The organism is Collinsella aerofaciens, from assembly GCF_028209395.1.
In the GTDB taxonomy this organism is placed as follows: Bacteria; Actinomycetota; Coriobacteriia; order Coriobacteriales; family Coriobacteriaceae; genus Collinsella; species Collinsella aerofaciens_AZ.
In genome coordinates this window covers 148,714-169,251 of record NZ_JAQLDQ010000003.1, presented here as the reverse complement: position 1 = coordinate 169,251, position 20,538 = coordinate 148,714, and the positions used below count along the sequence as shown (strand labels likewise).

17 protein-coding genes are annotated in these 20,538 nt (G+C 54.4%); 1 reads left to right on the top strand and 16 read right to left on the bottom strand.

Annotated elements, in window-relative coordinates:
• Positions 1-241 precede the first annotated feature (241 nt).
• From PMW67_RS02840 to PMW67_RS02765, 16 genes are all read right to left on the bottom strand, one after another.
• The gene (locus PMW67_RS02840; protein WP_118256127.1) at positions 242-1,666 is read right to left on the bottom strand and encodes a lipopolysaccharide biosynthesis protein; all 1,425 of its coding nucleotides are present in this window, start codon (positions 1,664-1,666) and stop codon (positions 242-244) included.
• 40 nt (positions 1,667-1,706) lie between these two features.
• Positions 1,707-2,918 carry a Coenzyme F420 hydrogenase/dehydrogenase, beta subunit C-terminal domain gene (locus tag PMW67_RS02835; RefSeq protein ID WP_118256128.1) on the bottom strand — a complete coding sequence of 404 codons (1,212 nt, stop codon included), beginning with the start codon at positions 2,916-2,918 and terminating at the stop codon, positions 1,707-1,709.
• The gene (locus PMW67_RS02830; protein ID WP_147346293.1) at positions 2,915-3,901 is read right to left on the bottom strand and encodes a glycosyltransferase family 2 protein; all 987 of its coding nucleotides are present in this window, start codon (positions 3,899-3,901) and stop codon (positions 2,915-2,917) included. Before PMW67_RS02830 ends, PMW67_RS02835 begins: the two co-directional genes overlap by 4 nt.
• A 9-nt stretch (positions 3,902-3,910) precedes the next feature.
• Positions 3,911-5,080, bottom strand: coding sequence for a sugar-transfer associated ATP-grasp domain-containing protein (locus PMW67_RS02825; protein ID WP_118256130.1), 1,170 nt, complete (start codon positions 5,078-5,080; stop codon positions 3,911-3,913).
• A gap of 28 nt (positions 5,081-5,108) precedes the next feature.
• The gene (locus PMW67_RS02820; protein WP_271738688.1) at positions 5,109-6,197 is read right to left on the bottom strand and encodes a polysaccharide pyruvyl transferase family protein; all 1,089 of its coding nucleotides are present in this window, start codon (positions 6,195-6,197) and stop codon (positions 5,109-5,111) included.
• A 21-nt stretch (positions 6,198-6,218) separates the two neighbouring features.
• The gene (locus PMW67_RS02815) at positions 6,219-7,052 is read right to left on the bottom strand and encodes an ATP-grasp fold amidoligase family protein (RefSeq protein ID WP_158566263.1); all 834 of its coding nucleotides are present in this window, start codon (positions 7,050-7,052) and stop codon (positions 6,219-6,221) included.
• Positions 7,053-7,157: 105 nt separating this feature from the next.
• Positions 7,158-8,423, bottom strand: a complete 1,266-nt coding sequence (locus PMW67_RS02810) for an O-antigen ligase family protein (protein WP_147346294.1) — start codon at positions 8,421-8,423, stop codon at positions 7,158-7,160.
• Between the two features lie 120 nt (positions 8,424-8,543).
• Positions 8,544-9,689, bottom strand: a complete 1,146-nt coding sequence (locus PMW67_RS02805; protein ID WP_118256134.1) for a radical SAM protein — start codon at positions 9,687-9,689, stop codon at positions 8,544-8,546.
• A gap of 5 nt (positions 9,690-9,694) precedes the next feature.
• Positions 9,695-10,957, bottom strand: a complete 1,263-nt coding sequence (locus tag PMW67_RS02800) for a glycosyltransferase family 4 protein (RefSeq protein ID WP_271738687.1) — start codon at positions 10,955-10,957, stop codon at positions 9,695-9,697.
• Positions 10,954-12,078 carry a glycosyltransferase family 4 protein gene (locus PMW67_RS02795; protein ID WP_118256136.1) on the bottom strand — a complete coding sequence of 375 codons (1,125 nt, stop codon included), beginning with the start codon at positions 12,076-12,078 and terminating at the stop codon, positions 10,954-10,956. Before PMW67_RS02795 ends, PMW67_RS02800 begins: the two co-directional genes overlap by 4 nt.
• Before the next feature lies 1 nt (position 12,079).
• Positions 12,080-13,126 carry an NAD-dependent epimerase/dehydratase family protein gene (locus tag PMW67_RS02790; RefSeq protein ID WP_118256137.1) on the bottom strand — a complete coding sequence of 349 codons (1,047 nt, stop codon included), beginning with the start codon at positions 13,124-13,126 and terminating at the stop codon, positions 12,080-12,082.
• Positions 13,127-13,135: 9 nt separating this feature from the next.
• A complete protein-coding gene (locus tag PMW67_RS02785; RefSeq protein WP_118256138.1) occupies positions 13,136-14,395 on the bottom strand; it encodes a nucleotide sugar dehydrogenase in 1,260 nt (419 codons plus the stop codon).
• Between the two features lie 38 nt (positions 14,396-14,433).
• The gene (locus tag PMW67_RS02780) at positions 14,434-15,183 is read right to left on the bottom strand and encodes a sugar transferase (protein WP_253056227.1); all 750 of its coding nucleotides are present in this window, start codon (positions 15,181-15,183) and stop codon (positions 14,434-14,436) included.
• 81 nt (positions 15,184-15,264) lie between these two features.
• A complete protein-coding gene (locus PMW67_RS02775; RefSeq protein ID WP_271738686.1) occupies positions 15,265-15,855 on the bottom strand; it encodes a hypothetical protein in 591 nt (196 codons plus the stop codon).
• A gap of 326 nt (positions 15,856-16,181) precedes the next feature.
• Positions 16,182-17,945, bottom strand: a complete 1,764-nt coding sequence (gene thrS, locus PMW67_RS02770; protein ID WP_271738685.1) for a threonine--tRNA ligase — start codon at positions 17,943-17,945, stop codon at positions 16,182-16,184.
• 221 nt (positions 17,946-18,166) lie between these two features.
• Positions 18,167-18,598: a double zinc ribbon domain-containing protein gene (locus PMW67_RS02765; protein ID WP_055251579.1), complete on the bottom strand. Its 432-nt coding sequence runs from the start codon at positions 18,596-18,598 to the stop codon at positions 18,167-18,169.
• Between the two features lie 485 nt (positions 18,599-19,083).
• Between PMW67_RS02765 and PMW67_RS02760 the strand changes: the two genes are divergently transcribed.
• Entirely contained in the window at positions 19,084-20,538 is a 1,455-nt protein-coding gene (locus tag PMW67_RS02760; RefSeq protein WP_271738684.1) for an NAD(P)/FAD-dependent oxidoreductase, read from the top strand.

Genomic DNA, 20,538 nt, shown 5'->3' with positions numbered 1-20,538 from the left:
CAAGAAGGCGGAGGGCTAGAGCAAGGCGGGGCCGAGGCCGCCTCGATCAATTTGCGAAAGAATCTTGACGGTACCCGCAGGGCCGACTCGCTTCAGATCGGGCTCTACACCAACTTTCTCGACGCTACCCAAAATGGGTGCCGAGGCTCATACTTGCCCCGGCACCCATGTGCAATTTCTTCGGTACTGTTTCACAATAATCCGGAGAGCCCAAACGAGTAAATGCCCAATCAGACACCGCTTAAGCAGATTGCTTACGCTTTCCAACTACCTTCATACCCTTGCAAGCAATGTCTAAGAGGCCATTCCTAAGAACGAATAGAAGGGCAAAGAAAAGCAGAAACTCTGCAATTAGAATGCCAGGGGAGAACGGTGCGAAAGACAAAGCCACTTGGGCGCCAATCAAAACAAAGCTGGCAGCAATCTCTCCCCTGCGAAAATCAAGTTTAATAAACTTACGTGTATCACGCGCACGCACCGCAGCGATAACAGCATAGCTAATGGCAGTAGCGCCAGCAGCGCCCAAAATTCCACACGCCGGAACAAGAAGCAAAGTGAGCGCTATATTAACGATTGCGCCAATAGCGGTTGTAGAGAAGGCCTTCTTGCTTTCTTTAGTAACGACATACGTTGTTCCAAAGAAAGCGGCAACGCAGGAAAAGAGATTGGCAAGCGATAGCATAGCAACTGGCTGCCACGAGCCTTCATACGACGAACTCATGAGGAACGTGTAGACGGGGTAGGCAGACGCAGCGATAAGGGACGATGCCACAGCAAGAACCACAAAGATATAGCGAAAGACCGTCGACTGAAACCTAGCATTATCCGCAGATTCTCGTTCTTCAATTGCCGAAATCTGCCATGCCTGCATGAAAATATTGTAGACGATGTTCACAATTTGGGGGATCTTCTGGGCAACGTTGTAGATACCGTTTGCGCTGGCGCCAATAAAGAACAGTATTACATACCTATCGGAAGCCGACATAATCCACCACATAAGCGAGTTCGGAATTAGAGGTATGCAGTAGGTCAACATGGCATTTAGCGCATGTCTATTTAAGCTGGAGAACGCTAGGTAATTCCAAAGTCTACAGGAAACGATGATATGCAAAGCACCGATGAATTGCGCTACGACCATAGAAGCAAGGTATCCGCCAACACCTAGATGCCATACCGCAAGTGCAAGTACGTTCGAAAAGGCGGTAACAAATGTAATGACCACTCCATTAGCAGCAAATGCCTTTGATTTACCGATCCCGCGAAGAAGCTGCATGAATACATAGTTGAAGCTGGTCAAGCAAAGTAGGAGCAAGAAATAAACGACGTTATCACCAATAACGCTGAACATGCGAAACAACGGGAACAGTAGCCAGCAAATAAGCCAGCCAGCGATAACAACAAGAAGCGAATTCGACGCAATGGTCTTAACGTCGACTTCCTTTGAGACCGTGAATCGAAGAACAGCTTCGTTCATACCAACCATAGCAAATGGAACGAGCAAATTGACCGTAGTGGTAACAAGGTCAGCTGTGCCATACTCTGCGGTCGTTAAATAATAAGTATAAAAGGGAACAATGAGAAAGGTGATAACCTTGCTACCTAGGTTCCCAATAAAGAAAACCACAGAGTTCTTAACTAATTTCTTATATTTACTTTCTGCAGTCATCTGCCCATCCAAACCATATAGCGATTACAACGAATGCAGCCTAATTGCCGAGCATTCGCTTGAGCTTTCGTCTCAAACGAATAAAAAATGTATCCGTGAAGCTCCACCTCGAAGAAAGCTCCTTGATACTCGCCCCTTTGGCAAGAGCACGCATAAATTTGCATCTTTGAGGATGAGGAGCCACTGAAGCGGCAAGCGCAGGATTCCCGCCAATCACCTCGTCATAGCTAGAAGGCCCTATTTCGAGCTTAGGCGATATTCTTTCGAACCATTTCTTGCCTTTATCGGTATTGCACAGAACGGCAGAGACCCCCATAGAGGAATCAACTTCGGGATGAATGGAGGGGAATCCCCAAAAATCGCCAAGAGTTAAATCAGAGCCACATGAGCGCTTTGCCGGACAATCAAAACATGAAGAACGTAATGACGCGTTATCCAAAAATGCTCTCATATACCAATCGTCGCCATAACGTCCGCCGGTGACGCGACAATCGTCTTTCTCCGTCCTTGCGTAGTAAAGGACGGAGTAAGACGACCATCCGGTCGTCTTACTCCGGAAATTGACATCATCAATTTCAGAGTTTTGGGCAGAAGACTGGAATTCAATCCATTTTCTCCAGAGCAGAGGCGATGGGGCGCCGTGGCAGATAACGTCAGCAGAAATAAAGAAAGCGGAATCTGCTAGCTTGCCCAGATAGTTCCTCATGCCGGAAACCTGACAAGCAGTGCCCGTAAAGAAAACTAAGCGTTTCGCCAGAAGATATTCCTTGACCTCTCGATAAAGAGAAGCAGGAATCTCGCTTTGAACATATTTTGATCGTTGGAGTCTTTTAAGATCCTCTAAATCAGTAGCACACTCATGTCGAACCGTATGGCAGTGCTCCTGGAAAGAAGCCCCAACGACAACGCCATCGGACTTAATAGCAGCATCGGCAAGCACACCAAAGAGCCCTCCAGACGATGATTGCTGGAGAACATCACTTGAAAGAGACTTGGCCCAAGACACTTCAACAGGCTCGACAACGGGATTGCGACTTAATACGGGGCAAGTCGAGTCACAAGCACCACACCCGATACATAGGTCGGAATTGAAGCTGGGCCTTAAGAAGCCCGCCTCGTCCGGCGTCATCGAAAGACATCCCTTCGGGCATTTGGCAGAGCAGGCGCCGCATCCACAGCAGGAATCACCCAGAGAGATGATTTCTGGTGCCCTATCAGCCCTTCCCGACTGTTCTTGCTGAGTCATTCTCATTTCCTCTTCTTTACGGCACGCAATGTTGAATTAAATGCCCTCGAAACAATTCGTGGAGCGTTAAGATACATCGCTCTACGCACCCTATCGACACCACTTAGCTGAGAACTGTCACACTCGGTAAACCTAATAGCGTTAAATAATCGATCTTCCTCGTTCGAGCTCATTTGGCCCGAATCGATACCCATTCCAAGAATCCTCAAAGCCTCATGAACCTTGAACTGACGAAGATGACTAACGATCTCAGGACTGTTCCCTGGATAACCAATCATCTGATCAATAGCATCGAGAGAGCTTATCAAACTATGGTTGAAGCCGCTGGTGGTAGCGCTTCCAGGGCGATCCAAAATATTCCACAACGCAAGGGGCTCATAGTGAAGGCCGCGACATACCTTAAGATAGGTAAATACAAAAAGACCATCCTCGGTATGGGCAATCCGCTCATCAAACCTTAAGCCGCACCGTTCAATTAACTCACGAGAAAAAAGCTTATAGCAGGAACTGCCGATATGTATCGAATTGTAAACTCCAAAGCGGAGAATAGCGGCATCGGAGGATAGATCCTCAATGGACATGTCGACAATCTGATTGCCGCAAACCTCCAAGCCGTTAACCACAGAAACAAAATTTGCATCTGCAGCAATTAGGGCACCCGGTTTAAGGCTTTGCATCCGCATCATCTGCTCGCATGCTTCAGGTTCAAGCCAGTCATCAGAGTCGAGAAAGATAACATAGTCACCAGTCGCAAGATTCAGCGCATGGTTACGTGCGCGAGAGACACCGGAGTTTTCTTGCCGTGAAAGCACCACTCTTGAATCAGCAGAATACGTCTGGAGAACACTCCAAGTGCCATCAGACGACCCGTCGTCGACAACGACAACCTCAATGTCCTCATACGTCTGGGAAAGAGCGGAAGAGACACCGCGCCCGATATAATTCTCAACATTAAATGCGGGAATAATTATCGATACTTTGCCTTTCATAGGCGGCAACTACCCCAATTCTTTGTAACCGAATTTATATTTAAGCCGCTCGTGAGGAGCCAAATTGTTCATGAAACGAAGCCACTGAAGTATTTCCGCCGTTGCGTCACCAAACCCTGGAATGCCATTCGCCATCTGGGAAAGCCAAATAGAGCCTCCCCTAATATTGGCTTCAATAACAATCGGCGCGCCATCTTCCCCGATGGTAAAGTCCCAACTGATAAGGCCCATTTGAGGCATCAACGAATGCATGCGCTTCGCCGCATCAATAGCACCGGGAACACCAGCAATCTTATATCCCTGAAAAACAACCCCCGTGTCAGGATGTTTCTCGAACCGATCATTAAACTCAGTAAGGGCCGATGGTGCAAGCAAACCTTCATTTGAAATGCCAATGAACATGCCGCCAGCATGCGCATTATCCACCGCACTCTTTCCGCGACCAATCCTCATCAGCAGAGGTAAAGAACGGAGTTCGCCTTGCCAGCGGTATGTCATAATCCTCAGCGTATTAACGCTCTCAGGATGTAATTTAACCACTGAAGAATGGCATGAGATTACTTCTTGAACTGTAAAATCACTGCCGAGCAATTCGAATAATTCTCCAGCAGTAACACCCGTCGCAGCATCGACACCGGAAGCAAAGCAATAAGACCCGCAGCCTTCGCCCGAACAAGTCCCTACGGTCGGTTTTGCAAAGCAAGCACCACAGTTGCCAATTAAATTAAGTGCTGTCTCTTTGGAAATCTCTTTGAAGTCGGAATTGCGAAGAACCCCAGACGTGCTTGTAACGATTGGACGTGGAGTTCTAACCCCAGCTCTTTCGGCAAACAATGGAAGAAGATTCTTATCCTCAAATACGGTGGCATACGCCACCGGCATATTCATATATCGTTCAAACTCAGGGATAAACAGGAGTTCTGGAAAAAACCTGACATCGAACTTGCCAGAAATTGCAAGATTATGCCGATGCCATGTGTAAGGGATTTTTCTACCATAGTTCTCAACATAAAACTTGTCGATGGCACGCATTTGCTCGGAAGAGAGCTCGACATCACTGAGAATAGATTTTCTTTTGGGATCTTTAAACTTTGCAATTTCTGCCTGTCGAGCGCGATGAATCTTGACGTTCTCTAAGACATCATATAAGCCATCTTTAACATCTGATTTGAGAGACATGTGTTCTCCGATAACTGAAGGGACGAATTTAACGTGACAAAGCGTCTAATAAGTATGAATTGGAATATGCCCTGCGAATATCTATAGCACGGTCGATTCCAGAATAGTCGCAGTTAAGCGCGTTTGTCGCATCCGAAATACCCCACCGTTCCTCGAGGCCACACATCTGCAGCAAGGTGTTAATACGACTGTTCATGTTGGAACCGTTCGCATGTTTACGATCAAAAACGACAAAGGGACGCTTAAACAAAATCGAAAAAACCGATGCATGAAAACTATCGGTTAAGACACAGTCGGCCTTATCGATATAAGAAAGGAAATCCGAAGGATCACCGCCAAAATAGCGACAGTTAGGATTCATGTAGTCAATAATTTCATACCCGAGCGACTTCAACTCCGCCGTCAATTTAACCTGAGCATCAGACTGCTCGCCAAGATTAAATTGAAATACGTACTTCTGCTTGCAAGCCACAGGCTTTTCTATCTTACGCCATTGATTTGCAGTCAAAAGCATGGTCGGATCTAGGGTAACCGGCACTTTTCGACCAGTCAGTTCCTCTACAATGCGAGCTCCGGCATCTTCTCGCACACTAATATCCGAATAACATTCAAGAGCTTCCTTAAAGGAAGACGCCCAATTCTCGGGAAGAGATGCCAGGCCAAAACTGGCTGAGTATGCTACTCGTTTATTAGCGTCGGCAAATTGAAGAAGATAATCATTGGCGCATCTGCACTCCAGCGAATCGCCCCACCAAAGGGGATTCCAGACCTGGTCACTTCCGACAACAAAATAGTCGTACTCATCATTCAATTGAGACGAAATACCACTGCCGTTCGTTGAAATAATTCTTGTAGGAATTAGAGAATCTGTAAACTTAGAAAAAGCGGCATCGCGACCACGCTCCTTTTTAGTCCTGAACCTTATCGCACCGTTCTCCTTTTCAAAATACTTGTGAAAAATGGATTTAAGTGCAGATGATTTTTCAAGAGTAACGAGCGTATCTACATCATGCCCCATTTGGCTCAAAACGGTATGAAGCGCATAATTCTGAAGTCTATTGCCGTAATTAAAATTACCAAATAATGTAACGATACCAATTCTCATATTAATAATCACCTTATCGTGCTTCTAAACTAATTATTGATCCCCATAGGCAAGTGACAAATCAATGAGCGATCCGAGCCATAAATCGTTTTTCTCATCAATGGGATCAAGTCCGGCTCCATTAAACAGCGTTAACTCTCCGAAAACTAAGCGATCGCCCAGAACATACCAATCACAACGTACTTGAGGAATTCCCCTAGTGAGAACACTGCTCAACTCGAGCATTTTCTCAAGCTTTTCAGGCCGCTCGACCTCAACAGGAGAAACTGGGATGCCGGCCCAATCGATGGTGACTGGATTCCAATCCTGATCGTAATAGTTGCAAGTATGTTCACCAAACCTGCCCCTATGCACCTCAATTAGGCGAGGATTTCCGTTAAAGCACGTGACTTTATAGTCAACTAGGCCAGTATCGAAGCCTTCATCCTCGAGATACTCCTCCGCCATGACCATGGGGGTAACATCCTTATAGGGCCACTCCCTTGTCCACCAAAAATAATTACTCTTGAGATGTCTACGAAGAACCCTCTTGGCCGCATCAAAATCAAACGAGGACTTGTCGCGACAGATAGCAACTCCGCCGCTGTCATGATTCGTCTTAAGCACGAATTGTTCGGGAAGATTCTCGAGGCTTATGCTCTCGACACGGTCCCAAGAGTCATAAGTCTCAGAAACGTATTGAGCGCCAATTTTGTCGGCGACCCACTGCTTAACAGCCAGCTTGTCAACAAGGATATTGTAGAGAGGGTTACGATCATGAAGCTTTAGCCAGTTCAGCTTCTCGTTAAAGCCTTTTGGATTATCAAGATTGATGTTCTTTCCAATCAGCGCCCTATACATTATTTTTAAGTGAATTTCATCAGGCAAGCAGCGAGTCCATCCCCATTTTGAGATTAATGAGTAAGTTCTCAAAGGATGCTTCATATACTGAACTGCTTTACTAATTTTTCCCATTAATTATCTCCGTTGCTCTTACGCAGCATTTTGGCGGGAAATTGAATTCCACCGGAGGCTGCAAGTTATCGCGATAGCAAAGAAATACGTAATCAGGTTTGGAATCGTTGTGAATAGAGCTCCGCTCGTAAATGCATAGCTTAAAAAGAAAACCTGAATGCAAAGTGAAAGGCGTAGAAAAGCTTTTTGTTGCCCCTCCACAACCCTCGAAATAGTCGTGAAGGTTAATACAAAACTTGTTAGACAGCTAGCAAGAACCAAGGCAGTTCCAAAAAACCCGGTTTCATATAAAAGATTAAGGAGCTCATTGTGCGCCATATATGTAATAGTAAAACCGTCAGGCCAACGATAGCAGTAGCTAGTCCAGCCATGACCAAATAAAGGTGCCTGGGAAAGGCCATTAAGGGCGTAATTCCAAAGAAATGTCCTATTGTTAACGTTGTCCTCGAAGCTGGTACCACTGGAAAAGGTTGAATTCAATCTTTCGATTGTCGCCTCAACGCCAGGAACAAGAGGCGCAAGGATAGCCACGGCAAGCAGCACCAATACCGTGACTCCAATAGCCTTAAGATATTTATGGCTATTGCCAGAAAGCAAGTAAACCAAACCAATAGCAAAAATCCCGCACAACAAATGAGCCCTTTTTGTAGTCAAAACAAGAGCAATAAAGAAAATTAACGCAAGAATGCCGTAGAACCGTTTAGTTGAACTTGACTCGCTGCCATAAAAGGACATAGAGGAAGCAAGTATTAAGCCTATCGTGCAGAAAGTTCCATTATGACTATAGTGTGACGCTAAACCCGATCGATAGTCCATTGCCATTGGCACATTTGAATAGAACGTCGGTTTTATAAAACCAGTATAGAGCTGAGGCGCTACATAGCAGGCAATAGTTGCCAATGCAAAAATGAGTAAAACCCCAATAAAAACTTTAACGGCAGGCAGAATCCAATTAGAGTTTTCAGCTGCAAAATAACTAATAACAACTACGGAGACAAGGGCAATAGTTGCAGAAAGGTCGTAACCACCGCCCAGTACAAATCCGATAGCAGCCATGACAGCAACCGCGCCCCATGGCAATAGTGGCACGATTGCCCTCAGATCAAAGGACACAATCCTGCCACTTCGAACGGCAAGGGCAATCATCAGCATGATACTCAAAGCAAAAATAACAAAACTAATTCTATAAGTTATCAGAGAAGAGCAATAAGCAAATAAGCAGACGAAAAGAGCTATAACGCCAAACGCAAATTCACCTTTGCCCCGCATCTTCGGGCAATGCAAGCTTAGATACCTCCTCTTGCGAGTAGAAAAAAAGATGACTTGTCTTCCGAGCAAAATAACTAAGAAAACTTGCTATCTGCGCGCAAAATAGTAAGGCCAAAGGCCGACAACGCTATACCCCTACATTGCCTCATGCGTCTCGTATACGTGCGCATCGGCCTTGGACGCCTCGGACAGGCCGTCGTTGATCTTGGCACACAGGTCGCAGGTGGAGCAGGCGTCGAGCTGCTCCTTGGTGACGCGGCCCTCCTCATAATCACGAACGACCTTGAGCTCGTGCATGTCGTAGGGCCTCTTGGTGAAAAGGCCCTTCACCTTGTGCTTGAGCACCCACCAGCCGGGCTTCCAGATGTACTTGTGCATGGCCGGGCTCACCGAGCCGATCATCCAGCAGTTGCGGTCGCAGTGGCGAACCTTCGCGCGGACCTTCTCGGCCTGCTCGGAGTTCCAGAGCTCGTCCCAGGACTCCTCGTTGAGGTTGCCCATAACCTCCTTGTCCTTGGTGCCGTTGCAGGGCATGACGTCGCCGTAGGGGTCGATGAAGAAGGTGTCGAACGCCATGTCGCAAGGCAGCAGGCGCGGCTGGCCGTAGATGTAGTTGATGAGGCCGTGGTTGAAGTAGGCACGGAACCACTTCTTGGGGCTGTTGGACCTTAGCAGATCGTTGACCAGGTCCTCGAAGTTCTTGGCCACCATGGGGCGGTCGTGGATGATGTTCTTTGCCTCGACGAAGTAGAAGCTGTTGTGCAGCGACGCCGTGGCGAACTCCATGCCCAGCTCGTCGGAGATCTTATAGAGGGGCACCAGGTCGGGTGCGTTGAGGTCCTGGACCGTCATGCCGAAGCCCACGTCGGGGTGCTTGAGCTCGACGAGCTTCTTGAGCGTGGCGTAGCCGCGGTTGTATCCGTTATCCAGGCCGCGGATCTTGTCGTTGGTCTGCTGCAGGCCCTCGATGGAGATGCGGATGCCGACGTTGGGGAACTCCTCGCACAGGTCGATGATGCGGTCGGTGAAGAAGCCGTTGGTGGAGATGACGATGCGGTCGGACTTCTTGTAGAGCTCGCGCACGATGTCCTTGAGGTCCTGGCGGATGAAGGGCTCGCCGCCGGTGATGTTGGTGAAGTACATCTTGGGGAGCTTCTTGATGGTCTCGATGGAGAGCTCCTCCTCCGGGCGGCTCGGAGCCTTGTAGCGGTTGCACATGGTGCAGCGCGCGTTGCAGCGGTAGGTGACGATGACGGTACCGTTGAGTTTCTTTTCGGCCATGTGGATTAGTCCTCTTTCTTGGCGCATGCAGGATCAAGAATTGCTTCAAGCTTTTCGAGATGGTTCTGCGGTGTATATTTCATTAGCACGGCATTACGACCATTCATACCCTGACGTCTGGCTTCATCCGGATTCTCCAGGTAAAAGGCGATGGTTTTCGAAAGGGCATCAACGTCGCCCAGGGGAAGCACGGACCCAGTCTCCCCGTTCTCCACCAACTCCGGCATGCAGCCGATATCGAAAACAACAACCGGCTTGCCATGTGCGTAGGCCTCTAGCACGGTGTTGGGCATGTTCTCAAACCAAGTCGATGGGCAGAGAACGCAAGCGGCGCCGTCAATGAGGCGCTCCTTCTCCTCGCCCTTAACGAAGCCTACGAAATCTACGCGGTCCGATATGCCGGCCTCTTCTACAGCCGTTTTAATTGACGCAGCGTACTCGTCGTCGGTACGACCAGTGATCTTGAGCCTAACACCGCTGTTGCGCATGGCGGCATCTACGGTTAGATCAACGCCCTTTTCGGGACTGATCCTACCAAGATAGAGTGCGTACTTTCCCGCGGCAGGACAGACCTCAGACCGAGAAGGAGCCGTAGTAAACGTCGGAACAACATTAATCTTCTCCCCTGGTACACCGGACTTCTTGAGAAGGGACGCCGTGAACGCGGAGGGGCAGACGAATGCATCCACATAATCAAACAGGCGCTTGCAGCGGTGGAATTTCATCGACGCGATGCGTACTGCAGTTGTGGCCCTCGAGCCATGGCAGCAGGACATATCGGCAGCCTTGGAGTAATCACCGTTGATACAAGCAGTACAAACCTCCCCGTTGCAAAGGAAATCGGAACGGGGGCACATGATATTGAAATCCGAAAGCCTGTGGACAACCCTTACGCCTTCATCGTGACACGCTTTGAAGATGCTGGGAGAAAGCGCGTTAATCTGCTGCAGAACGTAAACGACGTCCGGCCTCTCGTCCTGAATGAGACGGCGGAGATTCTTATATGCCTCGCGGTTATAGAAAGCGCAGGAGAGCAAACGAGCGACGTTCTTCGGAGTCTTTTTAACGTTGTTAAAGTAGGCGTCACCCGACTCGCTCTTCCCATGGGGAAAATAGCGAGAATATGGCGTACCCTCATTGAGCGGGCTGCGGACCGAAAACGGAATAACAGTATGCCCGGCGTCTTCGAGAAGGCGCTTAACGTTGAACATATAAATCTCGGGACCGCCCGAGACATAGTAGCGATAATTCGCCAAGATTATCTTCATCGGGCCTCTCCTTGATAAAGCTCGAGGGTCCGTTCGACGACGGAATCCCAGTCATAGTTATTTCTCACGCGCTCGCGAGCACTCTCGCCGAGCTTGTTGGCCCTTTCCGGATTATCCAGAAGGCCGCGAAGGACGCGAGTAAGCTCAGAAACGTTGCCTTTGGCAAAAGTTGCGCCGGCGCTTCCAAGAACGTCAGCGCATTCGGGCACATCGCTCGTAACGCAACATGTACCGTAGGACATGGCTTCCATAAGAGAAAGTGGCATACCTTCCACATCGGAAGGGAGCACGTAGACATATGCATTCGAATAGAGCTCGGCGAGAAGGTCACCCGTGACGAATCCAGTAAAAATAACGCGCGGGTCAGAACCAGCCCGCTTTCTAAGCTCAATCTCAAATGCATCGGTGTCAGAACCTCCGCCAGCAATGACCAAGCGCTTATCGGTATCGAGCCGACGGAAAGCATCAACGAGCAAATCACCGCGCTTCTCGGGCACCAGTCGGCCAAGATACAAGATGTAGTCGCCACGAGATAGGCCCCAACGCTCAGCGATTAAACTGGCATCAATACGCTCACGGATTTCCACTCCATTGTGTATGAGAGTGGCCTCACGACCGTATTCCTGCTTGAAGTAGCCCTCCGCAGACGACGACAGGACAATCAGCTCATTCGATTGGGTTGCAGCCGCCTTCTCGCCCATCTTGATACAAGTGCTAGCAAGTCGTCCCCACTTGGCCCTCTGCCAGTCAAGACCGTGGATCGTTGCAACGGTGCGAATTCCTGCCCGACGGGCAAGGGGAAGTGGAACACAGGGCCCTTCGGCGTGGTAATGAATCACGTCAGGACGGTCCTTAATCGCCTGTCGAGTCGCAAAATAGGACGAAGAAAGTGCAGCAAGGCCCTTCTTATCAATTGTCTTTACCGGCACAATACGAACACCGTCAGCGATGCGCTCGGAAAGGGATGTCGCCTCACCGGTCATTACGTCGGAGCCGGAGCGATCGTAACATGTAACCTCATGCCCAAGAGCAGCCATACGACGCGCCAGTTCCGTGACAACGACTTCGACCCCACCTTCGCGAGAGCCAAACCGCTTATGCCCAATCATTGCGATTCGCACGCTAGCAACAGCCCCCGTAATAGCGCTTATACCACTTGGCGAAGGCCCTCAGGCCGTCCTCGAGCGGCGTCGCGGGCTTGTAGCCCAGGTCGCGCTGGAGCGCCGTGGTGTCGGCGTAGGTGACGGGCACGTCGCCGGGCTGCATCGGCACGAGCTGCTTGTGGGCCTCAAAGTCGTAATCGGTGGGAAGCACGCCCTCCTCCACCAGCACGCGCTGCAGCGTGTCGACGAAGTCGAGCAGGTTCTCGGGATGAGAGTTGCCGATGTTGTAGACGCGGTGCGCGGCGAGGGGCAGCCCGTCCTCGCCCATCTTCACCTCGGGGGCGGCGTCCATGACGCGCTTGACGCCCTCGACGATGTCGTCGACGTAGGTGAAGTCGCGGCGGCAGTCGCCCATGTTGAAAATCTTGATGGTCTCCCCGCGGCGCAGCTTCTCCGTGAAGCCGAAGTAGGCCATGTCGGGCCTGCCCATGGGGCCGTAAACCGTGAAGAAGCGCAGGCCGGTGGCCGGGATGGAGTAGAGCTTGGAGTAGGCGGCGGCCATGAGCTCGTTGGACTTCTTGGTGGCGGCGTAGAGCGACACCGGCGAGTCGACGCGGTCCTCCTCGGAGAACGGCACCTTCTTGTTGCCGCCGTAGACCGAGCTGGAGCTCGCGTAGACCAGGTGCTTGACCGGGTGGTGGCGGCAGGCCTCGAGCACGTTGAAGAAGCCGACGAGGTTGCTCTCCAGGTAGGCGCGCGGGTTCTCGATGGAGTAGCGAACGCCCGCCTGGGCGGCGAGGTTCACAACGACATCGAAGCCGTTCTGTGCGAACAAGCGCTCGATGAGGGCGGCATCGCACAGGTCGCCGCGCACGAAGGTGAAGCGGCCGTCTGTGTCGGCTTCGGCCAGCATGCGCAGGCGCGCGTCCTTGATGCCGGGGTCGTAGTAGCTGTTGAGGTTGTCGAGTCCGACGATGGCGTCATCGGTTTCCTCGATCAGCTTCTTGACGAGGAAAGCACCGATGAACCCGGCAGCTCCTGTGACGAGGACTTTTCTATTTGCCATTCATACCACCTAGTCTCGTTTGAACAAGTCGCGTGAATAGACCTTGTCAGCCACGTCCGCGAGCTCGTCGCTCCAGCGGTTCGCGACGATCACGTCGCAGCCGGCCTTGAAGGCCTCCAGGTCGTGGGTCACTTCGGAGCCGAAGAACTCCGGCGCGTCCAGCGTGGGCTCGTAGACCACCACGGGCACGCCCTTGGCCTTCACGCGCTTCATGACGCCCTGGATGGAGCTCGCGCGGAAGTTGTCGGAGTTGGACTTCATCGTCAGGCGGTAGACGCCAACGACCGGCTTCGGCTTGCCCTCGTACACGCGGTCCCACACCATCTGCAGCACCTCGTCGGCGACGAAGTCCTTGCGCGTGCGGTTGGCCTCCACGATGGCCTCGATCAGGTTCTGGGGCACGTCCTTGTAGTTGGCGAGCAGCTGCTTGGTGTCCTTGGGCAGGCAGTAGCCGCCGTAGCCGAAGCTGGGGTTGTTGTAGTGGCTGCCGATGCGCGGCTCCAGGCAGACGCCGTCGATGACGTCGCGGGTGTTGAGCCCGCGGACCTCGCAGTAGGTGTCGAGCTCGTTGAAGTAGGCGACGCGAAGCGCCAGGTAGGTGTTGGCGAACAGCTTCACGGCCTCGGCTTCGGTGGTGCCCAGCACGAGCTCCGGGATGCCCTTGGTGCCGTCGGCGTTCACGCGCTCCAGCTCGGCGGGGTCGGCGCCCTGTGCGAGCAGGCCGGCGAACTTCTCGGCGGCTATAACGGCCTCAGCGTCATCCTTCGGCGCGCCCACCACGATGCGGCTGGGGTGCAGGTTGTCGTAGAGCGCCCTGCTCTCTCGCAGGAACTCGGGGCTGAAGAAGATCTTGCTGTCGCCCAGCCTATCGCGCAGGCCCGCCGTGTAGCCGACGGGGATGGTCGACTTGATGACGATCCAGGCGTCCGGATTCACCGAGCGCACTGCGGCGATGGCGGCCTCGACGGAGCTCGTGTCGAAGAAGTTCCTGTCCGAGTCGTAGTTGGTGGGCGTGGCGATGACGGCGTAGTCGGCGCCCGTGTAGGCCTCCGCCACGTCGACGGTGGCGTGCAGGTCGAGCTTTCGCTCCCCCGCCTTTGCCTCCGCCAGGAAGCGCTCGATCTCGTCGTCCTGGATGGGCGACTGGTAGCTGTTGATCTTCTCGACCTTCTCGGGCACGATGTCCAGCGCGTGGACCTCGTTGTGCTGCGAGAGCAGGACGGCGAGGGACAGGCCGACGTAGCCGGTGCCGGCGACGGCAATCTTCATTTTCTTCTCCGATTCGAATCGAGCATTAGAGTTAGGCATTAGTACGCATCGCTTCCGTTGAAGACCTCAAGAACCGTGAGGAGGACGATCTTGAGGTCCATGACGATTCCGCGCTTGGCTATGTACTCGAGATCACGGCGGACCATGCCGTCGAACCCGGTGGAGTTTCGCTCCGTCACCTGCCAGAGCCCCGTAATACCTGGCTTCACTGCTAGCCTCTGCAAGTCGTACTCGGTGTACTCAGCGACCTCGTTGGGCAGCGGCGGGCGCGGGCCTACCACGGACATCTGGCCCAGGAACACGTTCAGGAACTGCGGGAACTCGTCGATGGAATGCTTGCGGATGAACTTGCCGATCCTGGTGACGCGCGGGTCCTCCTTCATCTTGAACATGGCGCCGGCGATCTCGTTCTGCTCCTTGAGCTCGGCGAGGCGCTCGTCGGCGTCCTTGTACATGGAGCGGAACTTCCACATGCGGAAGGTTGATAGGCTGCCGTCTGGGCGGGTCTGACCAACGCGGATCTGGCTGTAGAAGGGGCTGCCCTCGCTCTCCATGCGGATGGCCGCCGCCAGCACCAAGCTGGGGATCGCGATAACGACGAGCACGGCACCGCTGAACACGATGTCGAACGCGCGCTTGACGGTGCGGTAGGCTAGGCGCGAGCGATCCCAGTCCATGATGGATTGCATAGCGTTGTAGCGGCCGACGCCCTCACGCCGGTCCATGGCCTGAGCAATCAGCGCCGCCCCCGCGGGCGCATTTGTCTCTGTTACTTCTTTAGCAGCCACAATAAAACTTACGTTCCTGTCCCCAGGAACCCCCCCATCTATGAATCCAAAATCAAGTAATTTGCCGGCGCAACGTCTCCCTTACGTTTTGCTGGGCACGTCTAACGGAAGCAGCTCCCTAAATGTGGAGTCACCCTCGCCCACGTCTACCAGGCACCAGCGCTTATGACGGTCTATCTTCTTTACACGGGCCTCTTGCCCCACCAAGGGCCCCTGTTCTATGTGCAACACGCCGTCTTCTATGCGCGCGACGCTGTTGCGCACCACGCCGTCGTCGTCCAGAACGCTGCGGTACCAGTCCTGTGCGTCGTCCGGCATGGGCATGTACGCCCGCTCCCTACTGCCGGCGATGCGGCAGCCAAAGCTCAGCTGGGCCAAAGCCCTATCGAGCACAGCGGCATCGTGCGTGGCGACGAAGAAATATTCCTTGTACATGAGTTTGGTTTGGAGCGACCATGCGCCGTCCCGCTTAAACCAGAACTCCTTTTGCATCACAAAAGCGTCCTGCATCAGCTCGTGCGGGATAATGCAGCGGACCTTTTCGCAGGTCTCGCGCTCTTTTCCATGGGGGGTGTGGACCAGATACCAGCGAACGCGGCCGTGCTGGCTGTTGGTAGTGGCGCCGTTAAATGCGCCCGGCAGCTGTTCTTGGCGCCGTGCCGTCTGTTCCATGTTCTCGCCCCCTCTTTTGGCTTTGCGATGCACGCAAATGCAGGGGCGTTTAGAACAGGCTTCTCGCTCGCAGCTAGGCGCAGTCGCAAAAGTACAGGTTTTTGTATCTTTCGACAGACGACATTATACGAGCAATTAATCAGCGTTTACCCAGATTACGCAAAATGTACTGCTAGTAGGTACATCTCCATACCCCTCTACAAAAACCTGTACCTTTTTGTGCAACAAAAAAAGCCGCTCAACCAGCGGCTTTTCTTATTTGGACATGAAAAAAGGCGACCGACCTATGCGGACGGTCGCCTTTGTTAATTGTTGTGAAGCTTGCCTTAAGCGCGAGTCTTGATCTCCTCGAGCACCTTCGCAACAAACTCGTCAACGCTCATCTGAACGGTCTCGTTGGAGCGATCGCGGACGGAGATGTTGCCGGCCTCGACCTCTTTCTCGCCCAGGATGAGCATGTAGGGCACGCGGTCGATGCTGCGGGCCTCGCGGATCTTGTAGCCGATCTTCTCGTCGCGGTCGTCGCAGACCACGCGAATGCCGGCCTCCTCCAGCTTGGCGCACACCTCGTGCGCGTAGTCGCGGCTCTTCTCGGAAACCGGAAGTGCCTTGACCTGCACGGGAGCCAACCAGGTGGGGAACTTGCCCGCAAAGTGCTCAATCAGAATGCCGATAAAGCGCTCGATAGAGCCAAAGCATACGCGGTGCAGCATGATGGGGCGCTTCTTGGTGCCGTCGGCGTCCACGTACTCCAGATCAAAGTTGAGCGGCATCTGGAAGTCGAGCTGAACGGTACCGCACTGCCAAGTACGGCCGAGCGAATCCTCCAGGTGGAAGTCGATCTTGGGGCCGTAGAAGGCGCCGTCGCCCTCGTTGACCTCGTAGTCCATACCCAGCTTCTCCAGAGCGGTGCGCAGGCCCTCCTCGGCGCGCGCCCAGTCCTCGTCCGAACCCATGGAGTCCTCGGGGCGGGTGGAAAGCTCAACGTGGTACTTAAAGCCAAACTTCTGGTACACGGAGTCGATGAGGTTGACCACGCCCACGATCTCGTCGGTCAGCTGGTCGGGGCGCACAAACAGGTGGGCGTCATCTTGGTTAAAGCAGCGCACGCGGAACAGGCCGTGCAGGGCGCCGCGCAGCTCGTGGCGATGCACCAGGCCAATCTCGCCGGCACGGATGGGCAGCTCGCGGTAGGAGTGCGGCTTGGAGGCGTACACCAGCACGCCGCCCGGGCAGTTCATGGGCTTAATGCAGTACTCTTCGTCGTCAATGACGGTGGAGTACATGTTGTCCTTGTAGTGGTCCCAGTGGCCACTGGTCTTCCACAGCTGCTTGTTCATGATGAGCGGCGTGGAGATCTCCACGTAGCCGGCCTTGTGGTGGATCTCGCGCCAGTAGTCCAGCAGCGTGTTCTTAAGGATCATGCCGTTGGGCAGGAAGAACGGGAAGCCGGGGGCCTCGTCGCGCATCATAAAGAGGTCCATCTCGCGGCCGATCTTGCGGTGGTCGCGTTTCTTGGCCTCCTCCAGCATGCGCATGTGCTCGTCGAGCTCCTCCTTGGTGGCAAAGGCGACGCCGTTGATGCGGGTGAGCATCTTGTTGTCCTTGTCGCCCTTCCAGTAGGCGCCCGAGACGCCGGTAAGCTTAAAGGCCTTCAGCGCCTTGGTGTAGCAGATGTGGGGGCCGACACACATGTCGATGTAGTCGCCCTGCTGGTAGAAGGTAATGCGGGCGTCGTCGTCCAGGTCGCCGATGTGCTCGACCTTGTACTTCTCGCCGCGCTCCTCCATAAGGGCGATGGCCTCGGCGCGGGGCTTCTCGTACACGGAGAACTTGAGGTTCTCCTTGACGATCTTCTTCATCTCGGCCTCGATCGCGGGGAAGTCGTCCTCGCTGATCTTGACGCCATCGGGCAGGTCGACGTCGTAGTAGAAGCCGTTGTCGGTCGCGGGGCCGTAGGCAAAGTCGGCCTCGGGATAGAGACGCTTGATGGCCTGCGCCATGATGTGCGCGGCGGAGTGGCGGATGACGTGCGTGACCTCGTCCTGCGGGAGCTCGGCCACCGAACCGTCATTGTAGAGTGCCTTCATGGGTATGTTTTCTCCTCTCGGATGCCTGATGCAAGTGCGTGCGATGCGCTCGGCGTTTTTGACTTGCATCATTATAGGCAGGTTGCCTTGGTATACAAGCGCCCGCCGCACCTTAACGGCACGGCGGGCGATTTTCTACGCATGCTTCATCGTGTGGGGGCGGGGTGCGCGTATGGCTTGCGGCGTGCCCGTGGCTCGCGGCCGGCCCGGCGATGGATGCGTTACTGGATGCGAGTTCGGCAGTAGGGGCAGACCTTCCAGTGCGCATCGAGCGGGCGATGGCAGCTGGGACATACGTTGCGAACCTGGGTATCGCACACCGGGCAGACGACGAAGTCCTTCTCGATGGGCGCGCCGCACTGCGGGCAGGTGCCGTACTGGGCAAGCTGACGCTCGCGCAGGGCCATGTCCAGCTCCTGCTCCTCGCGGTCGGACGCGTAGGAGTGCGGGCGCAGGACCAGGTAGGCGATGAGGCCCACAAACGGGATGAGGGCGATGATGCCCCATGCCACGTAGGCGCTGGCGCCGCGGCGGCGAGCGTCGATGAACACATAGACGACCGACAGCACATACAGGGCGATGATAAAGCCAACAAAGGCATAGACGACGCCCATAAGCTGCGGCGACATGAGCTCGGAGATGTACTTGGACATTACGGGTACCTTTCGGAATATTAACAGTCCGGTCAAGTTTACCACGGGCTTTGTTTATATGGGACCACGGCCAGGGGCGGGGCTGGTGCGGACACAAACATCTCAATCTGTAACAGGTGGGAGCGGAATACGGTCCTGGATGTTACAGAACGAGACACAGGGGTCCCTCCCCGACTTCAATCTCGATCTGTAACAACTGGGGCTCCAAAACCCCTCTTACTGTTACAGATCGAGACATTCAAAATCCGCCGGAAGGTTTGTCTTGATCTGTAACATCTAGAACCCAAATCCTCGTCTAACTGTTACAGATCGAGACGAACGGTTGCCGTAGCTGTCGGCAGACGAGGTTGTCGACGTTGCCGCGTCTCCCCTCTCCTGCCGTTGGCGGGTGTTGCGGGGCTGTTCGCCGCATTGCCGCCGCGCTGGGGATGCGCAGACCGTAGGATAGTCCTATTGACATCCTGTCAACTTGTCTGGGAGGCACCGTGGCAGAAACGTTTGATATCGCAATTGTGGGCGCGGGCATTACCGGGTGTGCCATCGCGCGGCAGCTCGCGCGATTTGACCTGTCCATTTGCGTGGTCGAGGCGGCCAACGATATCGCGCTGGGCGCGTCGAAGGCCAACGGCGGCCTGGTGCACGCCGGCTACGATCCGGCACCGGGCACGGTTAAGGCGCAGGTCAACGCCCGTGGCTGCAAGTTGTACGGTGCGTGGGCGCAGGAGCTGGGCTTTCTGTTCTGCCGCACCGGGTCGATGGTGTTGGGCTTTAACGACGAGGACCGCGCACAGCTGGAGAAGCTGCGCAGCAACGGCCTGGCGAACGGCGTGACCGAGCTGTCGATTATCGGCCCCGAGCGCATCCGCGAGCTGGAACCGCGCGCGAGTGCCGATGCAACGTGCGCGTTGTGGTGCCCATCGACTGGGTTTGTCGACCCGTTTGAGGTTGCCATCGCCGCACTGGAGAACGCCGTGGCCAACGGGGTGACGTTTATGCGCTCCGCACCGGTGGAGGCGATTGAAATCGCGGGCTCGGGCGACGACGTGCGCTTTACGTTGGCGACGCCCGCCGGAGACGTGCGCTGCCGCTACCTGATCAACGCCGCGGGCAACGGCGCCGCGAACATCTCGCATATGGCGGGCGCCGAGGAGTTCCAGATGGTATGGCGCCAGGGCAACATCGTGGTGCTGGACAAGGAACCGCGCACGCTCATGCCGCTCTACCCGGTGCCGACGCCGATATCGAAGGGCGTTATCGTCACGGGCACCGTGCACGGCAACACCGTGATCACCGCCACGGCCGCCGTGCGCGAGCCGGGCGACACGCAGACCTATGCGAGCGATGTGAACGCGCTGCTGACCGGCGCGCGCAAGCTGGTGCCCGACCTGGACACGCGCCGCGTGGTGCGCGCGTTTGCCGGCGGGCGCCCGGTCATTCAGGGAACGAACGACTTCTTTATTGGACAGTCGGCCGTGGTGCCGGGGCTGTTCCAGGCGGCGGGCATTCAGTCGCCAGGCGTCGCGAGCGCGCCGGCCATTGCCGAGCGCATGGTGCAGGTGTTGCGCAACGCCGGCGTGCCTCTGCGCGAACGCGCCGATTGGGACCCGATCCGCCACGCGCCGGACGACTTTGACCGCGAGACGCTTGCGCGCAAGGAAGAGCTCATTAAGTCCGACCCCGCGTGGGGACAGATCGTCTGCCGCTGCGAGACGGTGCCCGAGGCCGAGATAGTGGCCGCGATCCGACGCCACCCGGGAGCGGTTTCGGTCGAGGGCGTCAAGCGCCGCTGCCGAGCCGGCATGGGTCGGTGCCAAAGCGGCTTTTGCCAGAGCCGCGTGGTGGCGATCCTGGCGCGCGAGCTGGGCTGCGACCCCAGCGAAGTGCTGTTGGAAGATGCCGGATCTTGGTTGGTCGAGGGACCGCTGAAGGGGGTGCGCTAG